The 17,436-nt window shown below is 30.1% G+C and carries 19 protein-coding genes; 16 read left to right on the forward strand and 3 right to left on the reverse strand.

The window, feature by feature from the left end; all coding sequences use genetic code 11:
• The first annotated feature begins 113 nt into the window (after positions 1 to 113).
• Together ACMHJW_RS09205 and ACMHJW_RS09210 are read left to right on the forward strand one after the other, a co-directional pair.
• A complete protein-coding gene (locus ACMHJW_RS09205) occupies positions 114 to 536 on the forward strand; it encodes a GNAT family N-acetyltransferase (protein ID WP_413533119.1) in 423 nt (140 codons plus the stop codon).
• A 40-nt stretch (positions 537 to 576) separates the two neighbouring features.
• Entirely contained in the window at positions 577 to 1,746 is a 1,170-nt protein-coding gene (locus ACMHJW_RS09210; protein ID WP_413533120.1) for an MFS transporter, read from the forward strand.
• On the opposite strand, the gene ACMHJW_RS09215 is transcribed toward ACMHJW_RS09210, so the two are convergent.
• The 3 genes from ACMHJW_RS09215 to ACMHJW_RS09225 form a co-directional block, all read right to left on the reverse strand.
• Positions 1,733 to 2,119 (reverse strand): hypothetical protein, encoded by a 387-nt coding sequence (locus ACMHJW_RS09215; RefSeq protein WP_413533121.1) that lies wholly within the window; start codon positions 2,117 to 2,119, stop codon positions 1,733 to 1,735. The two genes, ACMHJW_RS09210 and ACMHJW_RS09215, sit on opposite strands and share 14 nt — an antisense overlap.
• 267 nt (positions 2,120 to 2,386) lie before the next feature.
• A complete protein-coding gene (gene lysA, locus ACMHJW_RS09220) occupies positions 2,387 to 3,598 on the reverse strand; it encodes a diaminopimelate decarboxylase (protein WP_413533122.1) in 1,212 nt (403 codons plus the stop codon).
• Between the two features lie 161 nt (positions 3,599 to 3,759).
• Positions 3,760 to 4,893 carry an MBL fold metallo-hydrolase gene (locus tag ACMHJW_RS09225; protein WP_413533123.1) on the reverse strand — a complete coding sequence of 378 codons (1,134 nt, stop codon included), beginning with the start codon at positions 4,891 to 4,893 and terminating at the stop codon, positions 3,760 to 3,762.
• A gap of 137 nt (positions 4,894 to 5,030) precedes the next feature.
• Here ACMHJW_RS09225 and ACMHJW_RS09230 point away from each other — a divergent pair, with 137 nt between their 5' ends.
• From ACMHJW_RS09230 to ureA, 14 genes are all read left to right on the forward strand, one after another.
• The gene (locus ACMHJW_RS09230; RefSeq protein ID WP_413533124.1) at positions 5,031 to 5,579 is read left to right on the forward strand and encodes a YeeE/YedE family protein; all 549 of its coding nucleotides are present in this window, start codon (positions 5,031 to 5,033) and stop codon (positions 5,577 to 5,579) included.
• Positions 5,580 to 5,583: 4 nt separating this feature from the next.
• On the forward strand, positions 5,584 to 5,997 hold the full coding sequence (locus ACMHJW_RS09235; RefSeq protein WP_413533125.1) for a DUF6691 family protein: 414 nt from the start codon (positions 5,584 to 5,586) through the stop codon (positions 5,995 to 5,997).
• A gap of 2 nt (positions 5,998 to 5,999) precedes the next feature.
• Positions 6,000 to 6,629, forward strand: a complete 630-nt coding sequence (locus tag ACMHJW_RS09240) for a Crp/Fnr family transcriptional regulator (protein ID WP_413533126.1) — start codon at positions 6,000 to 6,002, stop codon at positions 6,627 to 6,629.
• Between the two features lie 100 nt (positions 6,630 to 6,729).
• Positions 6,730 to 7,713, forward strand: coding sequence for a hypothetical protein (locus tag ACMHJW_RS09245; RefSeq protein ID WP_413533127.1), 984 nt, complete (start codon positions 6,730 to 6,732; stop codon positions 7,711 to 7,713).
• Between the two features lie 562 nt (positions 7,714 to 8,275).
• A complete protein-coding gene (locus tag ACMHJW_RS09250; protein WP_413533128.1) occupies positions 8,276 to 8,623 on the forward strand; it encodes a hydrogenase maturation nickel metallochaperone HypA in 348 nt (115 codons plus the stop codon).
• 20 nt (positions 8,624 to 8,643) lie between these two features.
• Positions 8,644 to 9,363 (forward strand): hydrogenase nickel incorporation protein HypB, encoded by a 720-nt coding sequence (gene hypB / locus ACMHJW_RS09255; protein ID WP_413533129.1) that lies wholly within the window; start codon positions 8,644 to 8,646, stop codon positions 9,361 to 9,363.
• A gap of 12 nt (positions 9,364 to 9,375) precedes the next feature.
• Positions 9,376 to 9,840, forward strand: coding sequence for an urease accessory protein UreE (locus ACMHJW_RS09260; RefSeq protein WP_413533130.1), 465 nt, complete (start codon positions 9,376 to 9,378; stop codon positions 9,838 to 9,840).
• A 4-nt stretch (positions 9,841 to 9,844) separates the two neighbouring features.
• Entirely contained in the window at positions 9,845 to 10,867 is a 1,023-nt protein-coding gene (locus tag ACMHJW_RS09265; RefSeq protein ID WP_413533131.1) for an ABC transporter substrate-binding protein, read from the forward strand.
• The gene (locus ACMHJW_RS09270; RefSeq protein WP_413533132.1) at positions 10,857 to 11,870 is read left to right on the forward strand and encodes a FecCD family ABC transporter permease; all 1,014 of its coding nucleotides are present in this window, start codon (positions 10,857 to 10,859) and stop codon (positions 11,868 to 11,870) included. Before ACMHJW_RS09265 ends, ACMHJW_RS09270 begins: the two co-directional genes overlap by 11 nt.
• On the forward strand, positions 11,870 to 12,637 hold the full coding sequence (locus tag ACMHJW_RS09275) for an ABC transporter ATP-binding protein (protein ID WP_413533133.1): 768 nt from the start codon (positions 11,870 to 11,872) through the stop codon (positions 12,635 to 12,637). Before ACMHJW_RS09270 ends, ACMHJW_RS09275 begins: the two co-directional genes overlap by 1 nt.
• 7 nt (positions 12,638 to 12,644) lie before the next feature.
• Positions 12,645 to 13,157: a GNAT family N-acetyltransferase gene (locus ACMHJW_RS09280; protein WP_413533134.1), complete on the forward strand. Its 513-nt coding sequence runs from the start codon at positions 12,645 to 12,647 to the stop codon at positions 13,155 to 13,157.
• Between the two features lie 23 nt (positions 13,158 to 13,180).
• A complete protein-coding gene (locus ACMHJW_RS09285) occupies positions 13,181 to 15,610 on the forward strand; it encodes a TonB-dependent siderophore receptor (RefSeq protein ID WP_413533135.1) in 2,430 nt (809 codons plus the stop codon).
• A 13-nt stretch (positions 15,611 to 15,623) separates the two neighbouring features.
• The gene (locus ACMHJW_RS09290; RefSeq protein ID WP_413533136.1) at positions 15,624 to 16,406 is read left to right on the forward strand and encodes a DUF2490 domain-containing protein; all 783 of its coding nucleotides are present in this window, start codon (positions 15,624 to 15,626) and stop codon (positions 16,404 to 16,406) included.
• A 713-nt stretch (positions 16,407 to 17,119) separates the two neighbouring features.
• Complete coding sequence (gene ureA / locus ACMHJW_RS09295; RefSeq protein ID WP_413533137.1) at positions 17,120 to 17,422, forward strand: urease subunit gamma; 303 nt, start codon at positions 17,120 to 17,122, stop codon at positions 17,420 to 17,422.
• The last annotated feature ends 14 nt before the right edge of the window (positions 17,423 to 17,436 follow it).

Below are 17,436 nucleotides of genomic sequence, written 5' to 3' on the forward strand. Positions count from 1 at the left end.
TTTTTCCAAACTCTGAAAACAATTATTTTTAAAATAAATTTTAACAAAATGATTTTCAATAGAATATTTTTTTTGATGAGGTAGCATTATATTTGTTGAAATGAATTTTAGCGATGATTAGAAGAGTAGAAGAAGTTGATTTTTCGAGATTGAGTGAAATTTGGGAAAGTGCAGTTGTAAATACGCATGATTTTTTAGCACAAGAAGATTTTGAATTTTATAAAGAGAATTTACCCAATTATTTTCCACATGTTACATTATTTGGTTTTGAGCGAGAAAATAAATTAGTTGGATTTGTCGGTGTTGCAGAGCAAAATTTGGAAATGTTATTTATTCACAATGATTTTCGACGAAAAGGAATAGGAAAGGCTTTATTGGATTATTCTATTCAAGAATTGAATGTAAAAGCTGTCGATGTAAATGAACAAAATCAGCAAGCATTAGATTTTTATTTGAATCAAGGTTTTAAGGTTATTTCTCGTTCTGAAAAAGATGGTGAAGGAAAAGCTTATCCTATTTTGCATTTAAGTTTATAATTTCTATTGAGTAGCTTAACTTAGCGCATATTTTTTAGGCATGCATTCATTAAATGATTTATCATTATCTCAAAAAAATCGCATTCGTTTAGCGGTTTCATTATTCTTCTTTTCACAAGGTTTAGCGTTCTCTTCTTGGGCAAGTCGTATTCCAACGATTAAGTCAGATTTAGGGATTTCAGAAGGGCAATTAGGAACATTATTGTTGTTAATGCCAATAGGACAATTATTCACAATGGCTCTTTCAGGAAAACTTGTAGCCAAATTTGGAAGTAAAAATGTATTGAAGATTGTTGTATTAATTTATCCTTTTATTCTTTGTTGTATTGGTTTAGCTCAGAATTTTTATCAATTGGGAGCAATATTGTTCTTGTTTGGAGTTCTTGGAAATATGTGTAATATTTCGGTGAATACACAAGGTGTAGAAGTTGAAAAAATATATGGTAAATCAATTATGTCTTCTTTTCATGGCGCTTGGAGTATTGCAGGTTTTACAGGAGCTTTGATAGGTTTATTGATGATGAATTTACATGTTAATACATTTTATCATTTTGTAATTATTTATGCCATCATCATTTTGAGTTGGCTTATTAATCAAAAATATTTAGTTGAATCTACTCCAACTGTTGAAAAAGAAAAGAAAAAGATTTTCTCGAAACCAGATCCAATTTTAGTTCAATTAGGAATTATAGGTTTTTTGAGTATGGCGACAGAAGGAGCAATGTTTGATTGGAGCGGAGTTTATTTTCAGGATATTGTAAAAGCACCACAAAATTTGGTGGTTGTTGGTTATGCTTCTTTTATGATTATGATGGCGATTGGTCGTTTTGTAGGTGATTATTTTATCAGTAAATACGGAAAACAATATATCATGCAACTTAGTGGATTATTGATGTTTTCAGGTTTAATAATTTCGGTATTTTTTCCTCAATTTATTGTTTGTACGCTTGCTTTTATGATGGTTGGATTGGGAGTTGCTTGCAATGTTCCGACAGTTTATAGCGTTGCTGGTAAAACTAAAAATATTAATCCAGGAGTTGCTTTAGCAACAGTTTCTAGTATTTCTTTTCTAGGTTTTTTAATGGGCCCGCCATTAATTGGTTATATTGCTGAAATGTTTGATTTAAGATATTCGTATGCGTTATTTGCTTGTTTTGGATTGATTATGTTTTTTATGGTTGGAAGAATGAAGATTTTTAAGACGAAATAAGTTTTAAAGTTGCAGATTTCTCAATTAAATAAGGTTTATGGAATTTTAAATAAAAAATAATTCCAAGAAAATAACAACCAACATCCATAATATCTGCTGTATATTTCGAAGAAAATTTTGGCATAATAAATTCTAATAAAACACTCAAAACAATAGCTGTAATTATCAAATAACTTGTTGGATAAATGTATAATTGATTTTTATATTTCACTTTCGAGATAATATAACTTCCTAAATGCGTCATTGCCGGAACAGCAAAAATATCTGTTAAATAATGATTGAGATAATCAATTTCTATGGAATAAATTCGAGTAAGTTTTATAAAAATCCAACTCAAGATATAGAAACAAAAATAAGTGTCAAATAGTTTCATCTTTAGACAACTACAAGAATTATTATTATACAAAAAGCACCAAGAATCATTAGAAATAGGAAAAAAGCATCATCTATTAACTTTTGAGTTGTACTTCGTTTATCTTTTTTTTCTTCCATATGTTTAGGTTTTGTACAAAAGTATTTAATTCATTTTGAATTGCATAAGACGAATGTCAATTTGAAATTTTTTACAATTAGGAAAATAAAAAAGCCCAACGTTAATTGGGCTTTTAAAATACTATAAAATATATAAAAAATTCTGAGCTTAGAATTTTATATCCTCTGTTGTTGTAATCAAATCTTGAAGCGTTTCACGACGACGAATTAAATAATCTTTATCATCAATTAACAAAACTTCAGCTGGTTTTAAGCGCGAATTGTAGTTCGAAGCCATCGAGAAACAATAAGCTCCCGCATTATGGAAACATAAAACATCTCCTTCGCTAATTTCTGTTATTTTACGATTAGATCCAAATGTATCTGTTTCACAAATATAACCAACAACCGTATAATAGCGATTACGTCCTTCTGGATTCGAAATATTTTCAATTTCGTGATGAGCACTATAAAACATCGGACGAATTAAATGATTGAAACCTGTGTCAATTCCAGCAAAAACAGTAGAAGTAGTTTGTTTTACAACATTTACTGTTGCTAAGAAAACTCCAGCTTCAGAAACCATGTATTTTCCTGGTTCAAACATTAATGTTAATGGTTTTCCGTAAGCTTTTTCAAATTCGTTGAAACGTGCAGATAAACGTTCTCCTAAATATTCAATATCCGTTTCGTCGCCATTTGGATAATAAGGAACTTTGAATCCTGAACCAAAATCGATGTAAGATAAATTTTTGAATTCTGCAGCAACTTCAAATAAAATCTCAGCTCCTTGCAAGAAAACATCAATATCCAAAATATCAGAACCTGTATGCATATGAACACCATCCAAATGTAATCCAGTATTTTCTACAACACGTTTGATATGTGGTAATTGATGAATAGAAATTCCGAATTTCGAATCGATGTGCCCAACTGAAATATTCGAATTTCCTCCAGCCATAATATGTGGATTGATACGCACACAAACAGGATATTTAGGGAAATCTTGACCAAATGTTTCTAAAACCGAAAGATTATCAATATTAATACGAACGCCTAATTCAATTGCTTGTTTTATTTCAGAATATGAAACGCCATTAGGTGTATAAATAATTTCTTTAGGTTTGAAACCAGCCATTAATCCTAATTCTACTTCTTGAATAGAAACCGTATCCAATCCTGAACCAAGTGATTTGAAATACTTTAAAATATTAAGATTTGTATTCGCCTTACATGCATAATTTAACTTTAAACGTTTGACTGTAGAAAATGCATTTGTCATCTTTTCATATTGCGATCTAATTTTGTTCGCATCGTATACATACAAAGGCGCGCCATATTTTTGCACCAATTCCAATAGACGTTCTCTATTCAGTTCCATTTTGTTTATTTTTTGTTTAAAGTTAAATTTCAGTTGTCAAAATTACGGAATACAAATGGGTTTCTGAAGAAAATTCAAAATAAACTTATTACAAAATAATTTTTGTGAATATTATTGTAAATTATATATTTTATTTCGAAGATTATTCATTTTTAAATGTTTTAATCTCTCCACCATTCTTTGAAGGTAAAGACAGAATCGTTCAAATTTAGAGGTTCACCAATCATTGGTGTTAAAATATCGAAGTTATTTTGCTTTCCATTGGCTACAATTTTCTCCAAAGGTTCGTCCCAAGCATGTTTTGCTAAAGCAAATTTTGCAGCATGAACAGGAATAATATGTTTGGCTTTCAAATCCTTGATTATTGCAGGTAAATCTGTTGGTAATGCGTGAATATATCGCCAAGCATCATTGTATTGTCCATTTTCAAGAATTGCAAAATCAAACGGACCATATTGTTCTCCAATTTCTTTGAAATGCGTATCGTAACCGCTATCGCCGCCTAAAAATATTTTTTGCGTTGGTGTTTCCAAAACATAAGAACTCCAAAGCGTTGTGTTTCGTTTTAATTTTCGTCCAGAAAAATGACGAGCTGGCGTAAATGTAATTTTCAAATTGTTTTTCAACTTTACACTTGTATTCCATTCTTCTTCGATTAATTGATCTGGCGAATAATTCCATTTCTCAAAATGTGAACCAACTCCAAGCGGAAGAATCACTTTATTCACTTTTGTTCGTAATTCTTTTACGGTTTCATAATCCAAATGATCGTAATGATCGTGTGAAATAACTAAATAATCAATCTTCGGAAAATCTTTAACATGATAAGTATTTGCACCTTTAAATGCTTTATTAAAAATAGGAAAAGGCGAACCATAATCACTAAACACAGGATCAATTAAGAAATTAATTCCATCTAATTGAATATAATAAGACGAATGTCCTAACCAAATAAAAATATTCTCAGATTTATCAATTGATTTGATATCCGTCTGAATATGCGGAATTGAATCTTTTGGATAGAGTTTTGGATCTTTAGGACCAAATAAAAACGAGAGCATTTCTTTTGGCATACTATGACCTTCGGCAACCGCAGGTGTATGATGTATGTTTTGAAATTGTCCGTCTTTGTATAATTTAGATTGTTTCATTCGTTCCAATCTTTTTCCAGAAGGTTCAGCTCCAAATGTATTCATTTGTAAAACACAGAAAGTTGCAATAACAAGAATTACAATCAAACTTAATAGGAAGTAAAGCATTCGTTTAAAAACTTTTCGTTTATTTATCTTTTTCATTAATGCTCAAATTTATAAAATTATTTTGTTGATTTTTAAGTTATAGAATTTGTAAAGTAGGAATTGTGTAACATTTGTAACTTTCTAACTAATTTAGATTTATCAACTTTGTTCAACAAAATAGAAAAGTAAACGAAATGGAATTTATCTTACAACCTTGGCCATGGTACATTGGCGGACCAATTATTGGAATTGTAATGCTTTTGTTAATTTACTTCGGAAAAAGTTTTGGATTTTCTTCAAATTTCAGAACGATTTGTGCAGCTTTAGGAGGAGGAAAATCGTGCGATTTTTTTTCATTCGAATGGAAAAATCAAAAATGGAATTTGTTGTTCTTATTAGGAGCTATTATAGGAGGTTTTGTTTCGGTACATTTTTTATCAGACAATCAGATTCCTGAAATTTCTGAAGCGACAATCACAAAATTGAAAACAATGGGATTTGAAAGTGCAGGAAAAGCTTATTCTCCAACCGAAATTTTTGAAAATATTTCTATTAAAAATAGTGCTTTATTATTTATTGGTGGATTATTAATTGGTTTCGGAACGCGCTATGCAGGAGGTTGTACTTCTGGGCACGCAATTTCTGGTTTGAGTAATTTACAACTTCCGTCATTCATTGCTGTTATCGGCTTTTTTATAGGTGGACTTTTGATGGTTCATATTTTGTTTCCTTTAATTTTTTAAAAACATGAAAAGTTTAGTTTATATCATATTAGGAGTTATTTTCGGGATAACAATGTACAAAGCAGAAACAGCTTCTTGGTTTCGAATTTTCGAAATGTTCAATTTTCAATCTTTTCATATGTATGGATTTATTTTTTCGGCTTTGATTGTCGGTTTGATTGGAATACAAGTGATGAAAAAGAAACATGTAAAAGATATTGATGGAAAAAAAATAGTAATTGAACCTAAAACAAAATCAATTGCACGTTATTTAATCGGAGGAATTCTATTTGGATTAGGTTGGGCATTGGTTGGCGCTTGTCCTGGACCATTATTTGTATTATTAGGCGCGGGAACTTATTCAATTTTAATTACAATTGTAGGCGCATTAATAGGAACTTTTCTTTACGGAAAAATTAGAAACAAAATTCCACATTAATCATGATAAAAGAGAAAGTAATAGCAACTTATCCGGATCAATTTGAAAAAGAATTGTTGAATGAAATTGATGAATTAGGAGCTTTGATTAAATTCAAGACAAATGATGTATTGATTGATTTGAATCAATTTATCAAAGGAATTCCAATTTTATTAAGTGGAGCAATCAAGATTATGCGCGAAGATTTTGATGAAGGAGAATTACTCTTATATTTTCTTGAAAAAGGTGATACATGCGCAATGACAATGGCATGTTGCTTGGGAGATAAACAAAGCAAAATACGAGCGATTGCCGAAACAGATGGCGAATTAGTAATGATTCCGATTATAAAAATGGACGAATGGTTGGCTAAATATTCATCGTGGCGACATTTTATTTTTGATAGTTATAATAATAGGATGGAAGAAATGTTGTGTGCAATTGATAATTTAGCTTTTAATAACCAGAACGAGCGATTGAAAAAATATTTATTAGATGTTGCAAGTATCAACAAAGGAAAAGTTGTGCTAAAAACACATCAAGAAATCGCTTATGAACTCAATACTTCTCGCGTTGTGATTTCTCGTTTGCTAAAAGCGTTAGAAAAAGAAAATTTTCTTCAATTAAACCGAAATGAAATTACAATCAAATAAGAAATCATTTTAAAAATATATAAAAAGGAAGCTCTTAACGTGAGCTTCCTTTTTTTATGATAGATAATAATCTTATATTTAATAATAATTTTATTGAAATATGAAATGCTTTGCAATAATCATTATACTCTTTTATTCAATCTTCTCTTATGGACAAGAAAAATCTGATATTGAAAAAAAATATAACTTTGTAGAAATTATAGGTTTGAATAATTCTTCTTACCACGATTTTTTGACAGAAATAACATCTTATCCTGAAGGTATTTGTGAACAATCTCTAAATAAAATGGGATATATTGACGGTAATAAATTACCAATTCCTTATTCTGATAAAATTATTATTACAACAAGAAAAATTCCTGAATATAAAAATCCTAAAAAAAAATATCAAAATATTGATCTTGATAAGTGGAATAAATTTAAATCTGAATATAATAGTTTAGGAGTTTATGAAAGACAACAAGTAGCAGCTTTATTACCATTTATTACAAATAAAAAGCAATTTGATTTAAGATTTAGAGAGTTGCAAAGTGATTTATTAAATTATGGAATTAATTTGGATTCTAATAAAATTTCAAAATCTTTTCAAGTATATAATAAATATTCTAATGTTTTCACTAAAGAAGATATTCTTGCTGGGTTTAATTATTATAAGAAAAATGATACAATTGCACATTTGGCAAATTTTTTGGCGCCAAATTATCTGAAAAATGAACAAGATATTCTCGATTTCTTACCCTTTTTATTGAATAAGAAAGCAAGTTCACAATCTTTGCTAACTTTTTTTATTGAAAATTATAATGGTAAAATTGACTGGAATAAAAACATGGAATTATTAAACACGGTTGTAAATGATCCTAATCCATATAAAAGCTTATTAGCACTGAGAATAGCAGATAAAACAGGATTTACGTATACTAATTTCAAAACATTAATGTCAAGAAAACCTGAAACAATAAAAGAAATTTTAGAATCAAAATATATTCCTTTAAAAGATAAAAGCTACTTAATATCTTTTATGAATAAGTACTCAGATAGACCTATAGAAACAGAAGCTAATCAATTAATTTATAATTATTATTAAATTATTTTGAATATAAAAAAAGGAAGCTCTTAACGTGAGCTTCCTTTTTTGGTTAATCTAAACTTTCATCTTTTGTAACGTTTTTGAACATTTATCCGTTATTTTATATAATCGTTTTATTGTAGCAAGAAGTAACTTTACATCCATAAATGAAACCGATTTTTCACATATTTTCAGTACTTTTTTTGATTGTTCTGTTTAGTTATTCTAGCAAAACAAATCAATATTCTACGCAAAAAAAAGTAGAAAAAGTAACTATAAAATGTGATAATACGAATAAAACAATCGAGAGTTTTACATTTACTCTAGAGGATTTAAAAATCAATGATTCTTCTTTTGATAATTTTATTAAAACAGATGTTAAGTTTAATTTTAATCAACAAATTTGTGTTCGCATTTTTTCTGATTTATTCTCTACATCAACTAATAAAATTTGCCTTTTAAAGCATTATATCTACGGTTTACCATTTATCTGATAACCAAACCTTACCTACTTATTGCTGCTTTCTGAACATTTTGATCGTTTAGGAAAAGGAAATCTATTTACAAAAAATAAAAAATTATGCACGAATTAAGTATTGTCAAAGACATATTTGATACGTTGAACGAACACTATGATTCTAAGATTGAAGATATAGAAAAAGTTCAGATTACTGCTGGACTTTTGTCAAATGTTCAACCCGTTTTAATTCAAAATGCCTTTGATGCTTTTATAGCAGAAAATAAAAATTACAATGAAATCGAATTAGAGGTTTTGGTGAATGAAATTGTGGCGTATTGCGAAAAGTGCCACAAGAATTTCGAAGTCAAATATCACAAATTCGTTTGCGAAGATTGTTCAACTCCTTCAAGTACAATTGTAAAAGGAAATGAGCTTTTTATCTCGCAAGTTATCTTTAAAAACAAATAATTATTAATCATATTTCAATTATGTCAATAAATACACAAAACCCTAAAAGTGCAGGAAACAGAGTAGGTTCTGTTCAATGCGACAATACAACTTTACATTTATTAAAAGCAAATGATTATGTAGCAAATGCAATTAGAGAACGTTTGAAAGATGTTTGTATTATTAATGTTTGTTCATCTCCAGGATCAGGAAAAACAACATTGTTACAAGAAGTTGGGAAACGTTTGGGGAAAGAATTAAATATTTCGGTTTTAGTTGGAGATCCAGAAACAGAACGTGATGCTGTTCGTATGCGCGAAGTAGGAATTAATGCTTTACAAATTGTAACAGGAGGAATGTGCCACATAGAAGCACAAATGATTTTACAAGCTTTGGATCATATCGATTTAGAAGGTACAGATTTATTATTCATCGAAAATGTAGGAAATCTTCTTTGTCCATCAGCTTTTGATTTAGGTGAAGATTATCGTGTAACACTTATCGCTACAACTGAAGGAGATGATAAACCAAAAAAATATCCTCGTATGTTTTTAACAAGTGAATTGATGTTGGTTTCTAAATCAGATTTATTACCATATGTTCCTTTTTCTATAGAAGCAGTAACAAAAGATGCAAGAGAAGTTAATCCAAATTTGGAAGTACAAACTATTAGTACACTAAATGGAGAAGGAATTGACGAATGGTGTCAATGGTTGAAAGAAAAAGTTCAGTTGAAAAAAGAAGCAGCACAACAAAAATAATACCTCGAAGAAATGGAAAATCAGTTGGTAATTATAGATAATATTCAGTCAAAATCTGAAGAAGTTGAACAAATTTCTGATCAATTAGCTATTGAATGGTTTGAGATTCGAAAACAAAAAATTACTCGAAAAACAACGGCTGGTTTAACATTAGAACTTCGATTACAACATAAAAATGAGTGGCAGAACGGCGATAGATTATTTCAAGGAAACAAATTAATAGCTTCGGTATACATTAAACCTTGTTTGTGTATTCAGTTTTCTGCAATTTCTGCGTCCGATGCCGCTGATTTTTGTTACTTCGTAGGTAACCGTCATCTTCCTATTTATTGGGGAAAAGATAACAACAATCAACTTTTACTTCCTTATGATGGACGAATGTACGACCAGCTTTTGGTTCGCTATCAAGACAAAATACAACTTGTTGAAGAACAATTAACAAGTAAGTTTTTATTAAAAAATTTGGTAAAAAATTAAAACCATGAATTGCAAAATATTTTATCGCATAACATTTATTTTATTGTTTCTTACTTTCTTACAAAGTTGTCATTCAACTTCTCAGAAGAAAGAAGAATACGCAGAAATAAAAGCAGAAGATAGCCGAGGAAAAATAGTTTCATTGCCAAAAGAAGCTAAACGAGTTATTGTACTTTTCGAACCTTCTTTAGATGAAATTTATATGTTACATGCAGAAGATAAAGTTGTAGGAATTCCGCAACAAGTTTTTCAGAATGAAGACAAATATAAATTTTATGCAAAATTGGATGAACGAATCAAAAATAAAACAATTGCCACACCAACTTTCGGAGGTGGATCAAGTAATATGGAAACTATAGTAGGTTTGCAACCTGATTTAGCAATTGTTTATGATCAAAATATTGAAACAATTCAACAATTAGAAGAATTACATATTCCAGTTTTTACGGTTTCAAGTTTAAGCCAAGATAAAATTTACAAAGAATTGCTTGGGATGGGAACTTTATTAGGAAAAAAACAACGTGCAGAAGAAGTGGTTTCTTATGTAAAAGCAGAAGCTGAGAAGCTAAAAACTCCTGTAAATGAAAAACCTAAAAAAGTCTATTATGCTTGGTCGAGAGGTCGTATTTTTTCAACATCAGGAAAAGGAACATTGTTAGATTTAGCCATAAAATTATCGGGAGCAGAAAATGCTTGTCCTTTGGAGATGGAATCACCAAATGTTGGTGCAGAATCTATTTACAAATGGAATCCAGATTTGATTGTGCTTTGGAATTCTAGTCTCGATGAGGTTTATCAATTAAGAGAATTAGATGCTTTACCAGCTGTGAAATCTAAACAAGTTTTTGCGATGAATCCTGCTTTTTATTACGATCCTCACACAGTTAAGTTTTTGTTGTTTGCAAAACAACTTCGCAATTGGTGCTATCCTTCTGCATATTCTACGGAACAGTTGAACAAAGAAGTGCAAAATGATATTATGCAATTGTATCAAAAACCAGATTTATACAACAAAAATGCAAGCTAAATTGAAATCTTATAGCCTACTTTTTATTATACCAGTAGCGGTTGTAATACTTTCTATGACAATGGGAGCAACTAATTTTGTTGGTATTTCTGAATTGATTCGTTATAGCTCAACAGCAATTAACAAATTCATTTTAGGATCAAACAATTTACCTCAATCAAGTATAGAAACTATTTTGTGGCAAGTTCGCTTACCTCGAATTGTCTTGACATTTATTGTGGGAGCAGCTTTGGCATCTTCAGGAAATGTTTTACAAGCAATTTTTAGAAATCCAATTGTCGATCCATTTACATTAGGTATTTCATCAGGATCAGCAGTAGGAGCAGCTTTAGCAATGGTTGTGCCTATTTTATCAATCAACTTATCTGCTTTTATTTTTGGAGTTTGTGCTGTTTTATTAACGTATTTAATTTCAAAAACAAGCATAAAAAGTTCCCTAATCAATATGGTTTTATCAGGAATGATAATTTCAGGAGTTTTCACAGCTTTTCTTACGCTTTTGCAGTATATCAGTGATCCATATAAATTACAAATGATTGTGCAATGGACGATGGGAAATTTACATACAGCTTCTTGGGAAAAAGTAGAAATGGCTTTTTATCCAATTTTAATTGGGTTAATCATTATCATTCTTTTGCGTTGGAAATTGAATTTATTGTCTTTAGGCGACGAAGAAGCTCTTGCAGTTGGCGTGAAACCAGGACTTTTGAAAGTGATTTTGATTGGTGTTGCAACTTTAATTACAGCTGCTTGTGTAGCTGCAGTTGGTGTTATTAGTTTATTCGGATTGATTGTTCCACATATTAGTAGAATGTTTTTTGGTCCAAATAACGAAAAAACAGTTTGGGCAAATATTAGTATTGGAGGAACTCTTCTTCTAATTATCGATGATTTTTCGAGAACGGTCATGCCTTTCGAAATTCCTGTTGGTGTTTTTACGATGTTAATTGGCGCACCAATTTTTATTTATCTGATGAGAAAAAATGCAGCAAATTGGAACTAATGAAAACAATTGTTAACATACAAAATTTATCATTTACATACGGAAAAGAAAAAATTCTGAACGATGTAAATGTCAACTTTTCTGAAGCTAAACTATCTGTTGTAATGGGAAAAAACGGAAGTGGAAAATCAACTTTGTTTAATATCATTGCTGGTTTGGAGAAGAAATATGATGGAAATGTTTTTATAGGAAATGAAGAACGTAAAAAGATAAAAGTAGGATCTTCTTCACTTCGTTTGGGATTTATGACACAGTTTCATCAAACAACTTTTCCTTTCAAAGTTTTTGATGTTGTCATGACAGGCCGCTCTTCTTTTTCGAGATTTTCTCCTAAAAACGAAGATTATCAAATTGTCGAAGAAATGTTATTGAAGTTTAATTTGTGGCATTTAAAAGACAAAGCATATACATCTCTTTCAGGTGGAGAAAGACAATTGGTTTTGTTGTGCCGTGTTTTGGTTCAAAATCCAGATGTTTTGATGTTAGATGAACCAACAAATCATTTGGATTTACATTATCAAGTATTGGTTTTAGAAACTTTACAAGATCTTGTTAAACAAGGAAAAACAGTGTTTTGTGTCATGCACGATCCAAATTTAGCATTCATGTACGGCGATCAATTTTATATGATGAAAAATCATCAATTGGTTGATTTAAAAGATTATAATCAGGAAGGAATCAAAAATATTCTGCAAGAAACTTATAAGTTGCCTTTGCTTCATTTATCGCATCAAGGAAAACAATTGTTTGTACCACAATTAAAATAAAATCTGAATGAAAAATATAAAAATTACACCTGTTGAAATTCATCAGGTCGAAGAAATATTGCCTTATGTTATCGCATTTCGACGAGAATTATTCCCAACATTAGATCCTACAATTGTTCCGAAAGATTTGTTGCATTTTATGTTAAATTATATCGAAAGTGAAACAGGAATTTTTCTTCAAGCTCGTGATGAAAGTAATCAAATAATTGGTGTTATCGGAATGATGCCTTTTGATTATCGTTTTCCTCATCTTTCTGTTGGAGAAGAAAAAACGGTAGAAGTTGCTCGCTTGTTTGTGGAGCCAGCTTATCGCAGATTTGGTTTGGGAACACAATTGTTTCAGGAATTGGAAAAACAAGCATACCAAAAAAATATTCATCGTTTGTATTTGCATACACATCCAAGTTTGCCAGGAGCATATGAATTTTGGTTGAAACAAGGTTTTGATTTGATGCTGTTTTGCGAAGAATCAAATTTTCCGACTTATCACATGCAAAAAGAGATTGGTTTACTTCAATAAAAAAAAATATAATATTTCTCACAATGAAAACAACTTTCATGTCTAAAATTATCATCTTTAGTTTTTTCGTTTTTCTTGGAATAACGGCTACAGCACAAGAAGCAAAAATGATTTATGGTAAAATCCTAAATCAAGAAGATCAACCAATTTCTAACGCAATCGTTTCAATAGAAAATGATACATATAATGTAAAAACTGCTGAGAATGGAGAGTTTAAATTTCTAAAGGAAGTTCAACTTCCGTTAACGATTTCGATTATGGCAGATCGTTTAAACTCGACTAATTACATCATTACAAAGCAAAATTGGAACGAGCAAACTGGACTTAAAATTTATTTATCAAAAGAATCTACGCAATTAGGAGAGGTTTTAATTAGTTCGGATAAAAAGAATTCATATTACCAACATACTGTAACTTTTGATGGAAAATTGAATGGAAATTTAAAAGATTTACCACAAACAATTAGTATTGCTAATCGCGAATTGATGGACGATAAACAAGCTTTCAAGGTTTCGGATATGGTACATGATTTGTCGGGTGTTAATCAAGCTTCTTCTTATGACGATTATACATTGAGAGGTTTTAGTAGTGGTTACGGAAATGGTTTACGTTTGGTAAATGGTTTGCGTTCTGGTTTTGGTTATGGAACAAGTTATTTCAATTCTCCTTTAACAATTAATTTGGAACGAATTGAAGTTTTAAAAGGTTCTGGAGGAACTTTATTTGGAGATATTGCGCCAGGAGGAACAATAAATTTAGTCACAAAAAAGCCGCTTGAAGATTTTAGAGGAAATGTAAGTTTCTCTTCTGGTAGTTTCGAAACCTTGCGTTCTACATTGGATATTGGAGGACCATTGAGCAATAATTTATTTTACAGATTTAATGCTGGTTATCAAACAAGTAAAACGTTTAGAAATAATAACAATCAAAAAATTGTTTCTGTTGCTCCATCTTTTACGTTCAAACCAAGAAAAGGAACTCAAATAGATGTCGATTTAACGTATGATAATTTTGACGGTTATTTGGATCGTGGAATGGGAGTGAAACAGACAGATTTATATGCAATCAATCGCTCTTTTACATTATCACAACCATCAGATTTTTTAAAAACTGAAACGCTTGCTTTTCGTACAAAGTTGACACAAAATATATTGGATAATTTATCTTTAACATTAAACTATTCAAAATCGATTTACAAAGAAAAATTAAACGAACATAGAACGTTAAATAGTTTTGCAGATGCACCTTATAACACAATTGTAAACATGCGTTTCTTATCTCGTGAAGCAACTGATTATACAGACAATGCTGTTGCTTTTTTGAATTATAAATTGCAAAAAGGACAAGTAAAGCAAAATATTATTTTTGGAGTGGATTATGCACAATACAAGCCAGATGCTGATAATCAACAAAAAGAAGCAAGAAGCAAAGAAGTGAATGGAGAAATTGTTCCGCTAACATTTGATTTGAATAATCCGATTTACGAAACAAAAGATTTATCTTCTTATAAATGGTTGAAACAAGCAACTTTTCCTTTCTTGAGTTCTTATAAAACAACCGGTGTTTATGTACAAGATCAAGTAAAGTTTAATCGATTAGAAATGTTATTCGGTTTACGTTACGAAAATTATACATCAGAAAGTGCAGATCCAAAAACACCTTATTCAGCAACTCAAAATACATGGTTGCCTCGTGTTGGATTAACTTATAAAGTAACATCTACAATTAATTATTTTGCTAATTATTCGCAAGGTTATGTTCCAATTGCAGCAGATTATGTGGCGAATTACAAAAATTATGGAGCTGATAAACCTTTCAAATCAGAAAGAAGTTTTCAGGTTGAAACTGGATTGAAAACAGATTTTTTTAAGAAAAAATTGCAAGTTGATTTAGCACTTTATCAAATTCAACGTAATGATATGATGCTTCCAACAGGACAATTAAGCGATGCAGGTTTTCCTGTTTATCGTCAATCTGGTAAAGTTTCTTCAAAAGGTTTGGAACTTGATATAAGAGGACAATTGCACCGTAATTTACAAATGAGCTTAAATTATAGCTACACAGATACAGATGTAAAAGCATCTTCTGTAGCTTCAGAAGTTGGAATGCCTTTACCAAATGCTCCAAAAAATATGGCGAATATCTGGCTGAAATATTCAGTTTTACATGATACATTCAAAGGTTTAGGAGTTAGTTTAGGAGCTTCTTATGTAAGCGATCGACGTATGGAAAATTCTATTGGGAAAGATGCACAAGGTAATGCAGAATGGGGATTTTTACCAGATTATAGAATTGTGAATGCTGCAATTTATTATGATTTGCAACCATTAAAATTATCAGTTCAGTTTAATAATATTTTCAACAAATATTATTTTCAAGGAGGAATTGATTACACGAGAGTTTTCCCAGGATCTCCAAGCAATATGATGGCTACATTAAGTTATTCATTCTAAACAAAACAACAAAATGTCTTTAATTTCAAATAAATTAAGTCTAGTTACAGCTTTTCTATTTACGCTTACAAATAGTTTTGGACAATTAAGTCCTCCAGGTTTAGGAAAAGCTAAAACAGCTTCTTGGGCTGCTTTTGGATTGCAACATAAATTAGATTCTACAGGAAATACATATGCAGTTGCTTATGTAGGAATCGGGCGAAAAAGTTCTCCTGATAATTATAATCTAGTGGATAAACCTGCAATTTTAGTCTTGAATTATGAAATTTATAAAAAATTCAAACCAAATCAGCAATATAGCTATGCATTAAGTTATCGTCGTCAAAATGAATTTGATGCTCAAATCCCTTTTCATAAAGATGGAGTAGAGCAGGAATTCAGAGTTTATGGACGTTATGCGTACACAGCAAATCTAGGAAAGTTGAAATGGAAGAATACAATAAGACAAGAATTCAGAAAATTTTTTGACACAGATTTTAATAACGTAGACGAAAATTTTCAGTTAAGAACACGTGTGAAAACACAAATAACATATCCTATTTCAGAAAAAAATAATCAATCTTTGGCACTTAGTGCCGAAGGTTTATTTGCGACAAGTTATATGAATGATGAGGAAAAACATTGGACAAAATATGCCTACAAAGAAACTCGTTTGGGGCTTTATTATATGTTCCAAATTCCGAATTCTCCTTTAACGATGGATATTGGTTATGTTAACAACTTGATTAGTAATTATTCAGAAGCTAAATCGGGTGTACATTACCTTGCAGTAGATTTGATTTGGAAAATTCCTTAGAAATTATGTAAGTGATTTAGTTTCAAAATGATCGATTTTTATGAATATTTAAATATCTATTTATCAGTAATTTAGTTATTTAAAATTAATAATAAATTTCATTCATAAAAGCTTTTAGAATAGTAAGAAATAATGAAATTATCACGTTTTTGAATATTTATCTGATTTTTTTAATAAGAAACGAAAACGTAAAACGTCTAATTTTACAACAATAATGAAAAAGGTTTTCTCTATAGTATTTTTAATGTTATTTATTACTGGCGTAATAAGTATCTCGAAGTTTTCTCAAACGATAAACAATTTCGAGACGCATAGAGAACACACGAAACAAATGGATTGTAGCAAAAAATTATCAACACAATTTGATAATTTCAATCTATTATCAATTGATGAAAATAAAACAGAATCCGAAATTTTTATTTTTGATTGTGATCTATGTGTTCATCTTTTGATAAGCTATTTTCATGAAACTTTTTCTAATAAAATGTCTGAAATAGTTGAAGTTAAGACATTTAAAAAAATACCGAAATATATCTTATTTCATTCTTTACAAATTGATTACATCTAATTGATTTTTATTCATTAAACAAGAAATTTCATTGTTTTTAGCGAAGCAATGAAGGATTCTTATTGTCAAAATTTAACAATTCATACACAAATTTTCTACATCTATGTGTATGGAGATTATCTAATTTTTTTTAAAAAACATAAAAATGCATTTAACACCACGCGAATTAGAAAAGCTAATGTTACATACTGCTGGGGAGCTTGCGTTGAAACGTAAAGCTAGAGGCGTAAAATTAAATTATCCAGAATCTATTGCACTTATTAGTCACTTTATTTTGGAAGGAGCAAGAGACGGAAAACGAGTTGCAGATTTGATGCAAGAAGGTGCAAACATCTTAACAACAGATGACGTAATGCCAGGAGTTGCTGAAATGATTCACGATGTACAAGTAGAAGCTACTTTTCCTGATGGAACTAAGTTGGTAACGGTTCATAATCCTATTCGTTAATTCTAAAAAAAATA

The organism is Empedobacter brevis (assembly GCF_965118635.1).
In the GTDB taxonomy this organism is placed as follows: domain Bacteria; phylum Bacteroidota; class Bacteroidia; order Flavobacteriales; family Weeksellaceae; genus Empedobacter; species Empedobacter brevis_A.

Excerpts from the sequence above, each read along its gene's own strand:
- lysA (WP_413533122.1), bottom strand. The coding sequence starts at position 3,598 with ATGGAACTGAATAGAGAACGTCTATTGGAATTGGTGCAAAAATATGGC.
- ACMHJW_RS09275 (WP_413533133.1), top strand. The coding sequence starts at position 11,870 with ATGAAAACAATTGTTAACATACAAAATTTATCATTTACATACGGAAAA.
- ACMHJW_RS09245 (WP_413533127.1), top strand. The coding sequence starts at position 6,730 with ATGAAATGCTTTGCAATAATCATTATACTCTTTTATTCAATCTTCTCT.
- hypB (WP_413533129.1), top strand. The coding sequence starts at position 8,644 with ATGTCAATAAATACACAAAACCCTAAAAGTGCAGGAAACAGAGTAGGT.
- ACMHJW_RS09235 (WP_413533125.1), top strand. The coding sequence starts at position 5,584 with ATGAAAAGTTTAGTTTATATCATATTAGGAGTTATTTTCGGGATAACA.
- ACMHJW_RS09205 (WP_413533119.1), top strand. The coding sequence starts at position 114 with ATGATTAGAAGAGTAGAAGAAGTTGATTTTTCGAGATTGAGTGAAATT.
- ACMHJW_RS09210 (WP_413533120.1), top strand. The coding sequence starts at position 577 with ATGCATTCATTAAATGATTTATCATTATCTCAAAAAAATCGCATTCGT.
- ACMHJW_RS09265 (WP_413533131.1), top strand. The coding sequence starts at position 9,845 with ATGAATTGCAAAATATTTTATCGCATAACATTTATTTTATTGTTTCTT.
- ACMHJW_RS09260 (WP_413533130.1), top strand. The coding sequence starts at position 9,376 with ATGGAAAATCAGTTGGTAATTATAGATAATATTCAGTCAAAATCTGAA.
- ACMHJW_RS09240 (WP_413533126.1), top strand. The coding sequence starts at position 6,000 with ATGATAAAAGAGAAAGTAATAGCAACTTATCCGGATCAATTTGAAAAA.
- ACMHJW_RS09225 (WP_413533123.1), bottom strand. The coding sequence starts at position 4,893 with ATGAAAAAGATAAATAAACGAAAAGTTTTTAAACGAATGCTTTACTTC.
- ACMHJW_RS09290 (WP_413533136.1), top strand. The coding sequence starts at position 15,624 with ATGTCTTTAATTTCAAATAAATTAAGTCTAGTTACAGCTTTTCTATTT.
- ACMHJW_RS09270 (WP_413533132.1), top strand. The coding sequence starts at position 10,857 with ATGCAAGCTAAATTGAAATCTTATAGCCTACTTTTTATTATACCAGTA.
- ureA (WP_413533137.1), top strand. The coding sequence starts at position 17,120 with ATGCATTTAACACCACGCGAATTAGAAAAGCTAATGTTACATACTGCT.
- ACMHJW_RS09280 (WP_413533134.1), top strand. The coding sequence starts at position 12,645 with ATGAAAAATATAAAAATTACACCTGTTGAAATTCATCAGGTCGAAGAA.
- ACMHJW_RS09285 (WP_413533135.1), top strand. The coding sequence starts at position 13,181 with ATGAAAACAACTTTCATGTCTAAAATTATCATCTTTAGTTTTTTCGTT.
- ACMHJW_RS09230 (WP_413533124.1), top strand. The coding sequence starts at position 5,031 with ATGGAATTTATCTTACAACCTTGGCCATGGTACATTGGCGGACCAATT.
- ACMHJW_RS09215 (WP_413533121.1), bottom strand. The coding sequence starts at position 2,119 with ATGAAACTATTTGACACTTATTTTTGTTTCTATATCTTGAGTTGGATT.
- ACMHJW_RS09250 (WP_413533128.1), top strand. The coding sequence starts at position 8,276 with ATGCACGAATTAAGTATTGTCAAAGACATATTTGATACGTTGAACGAA.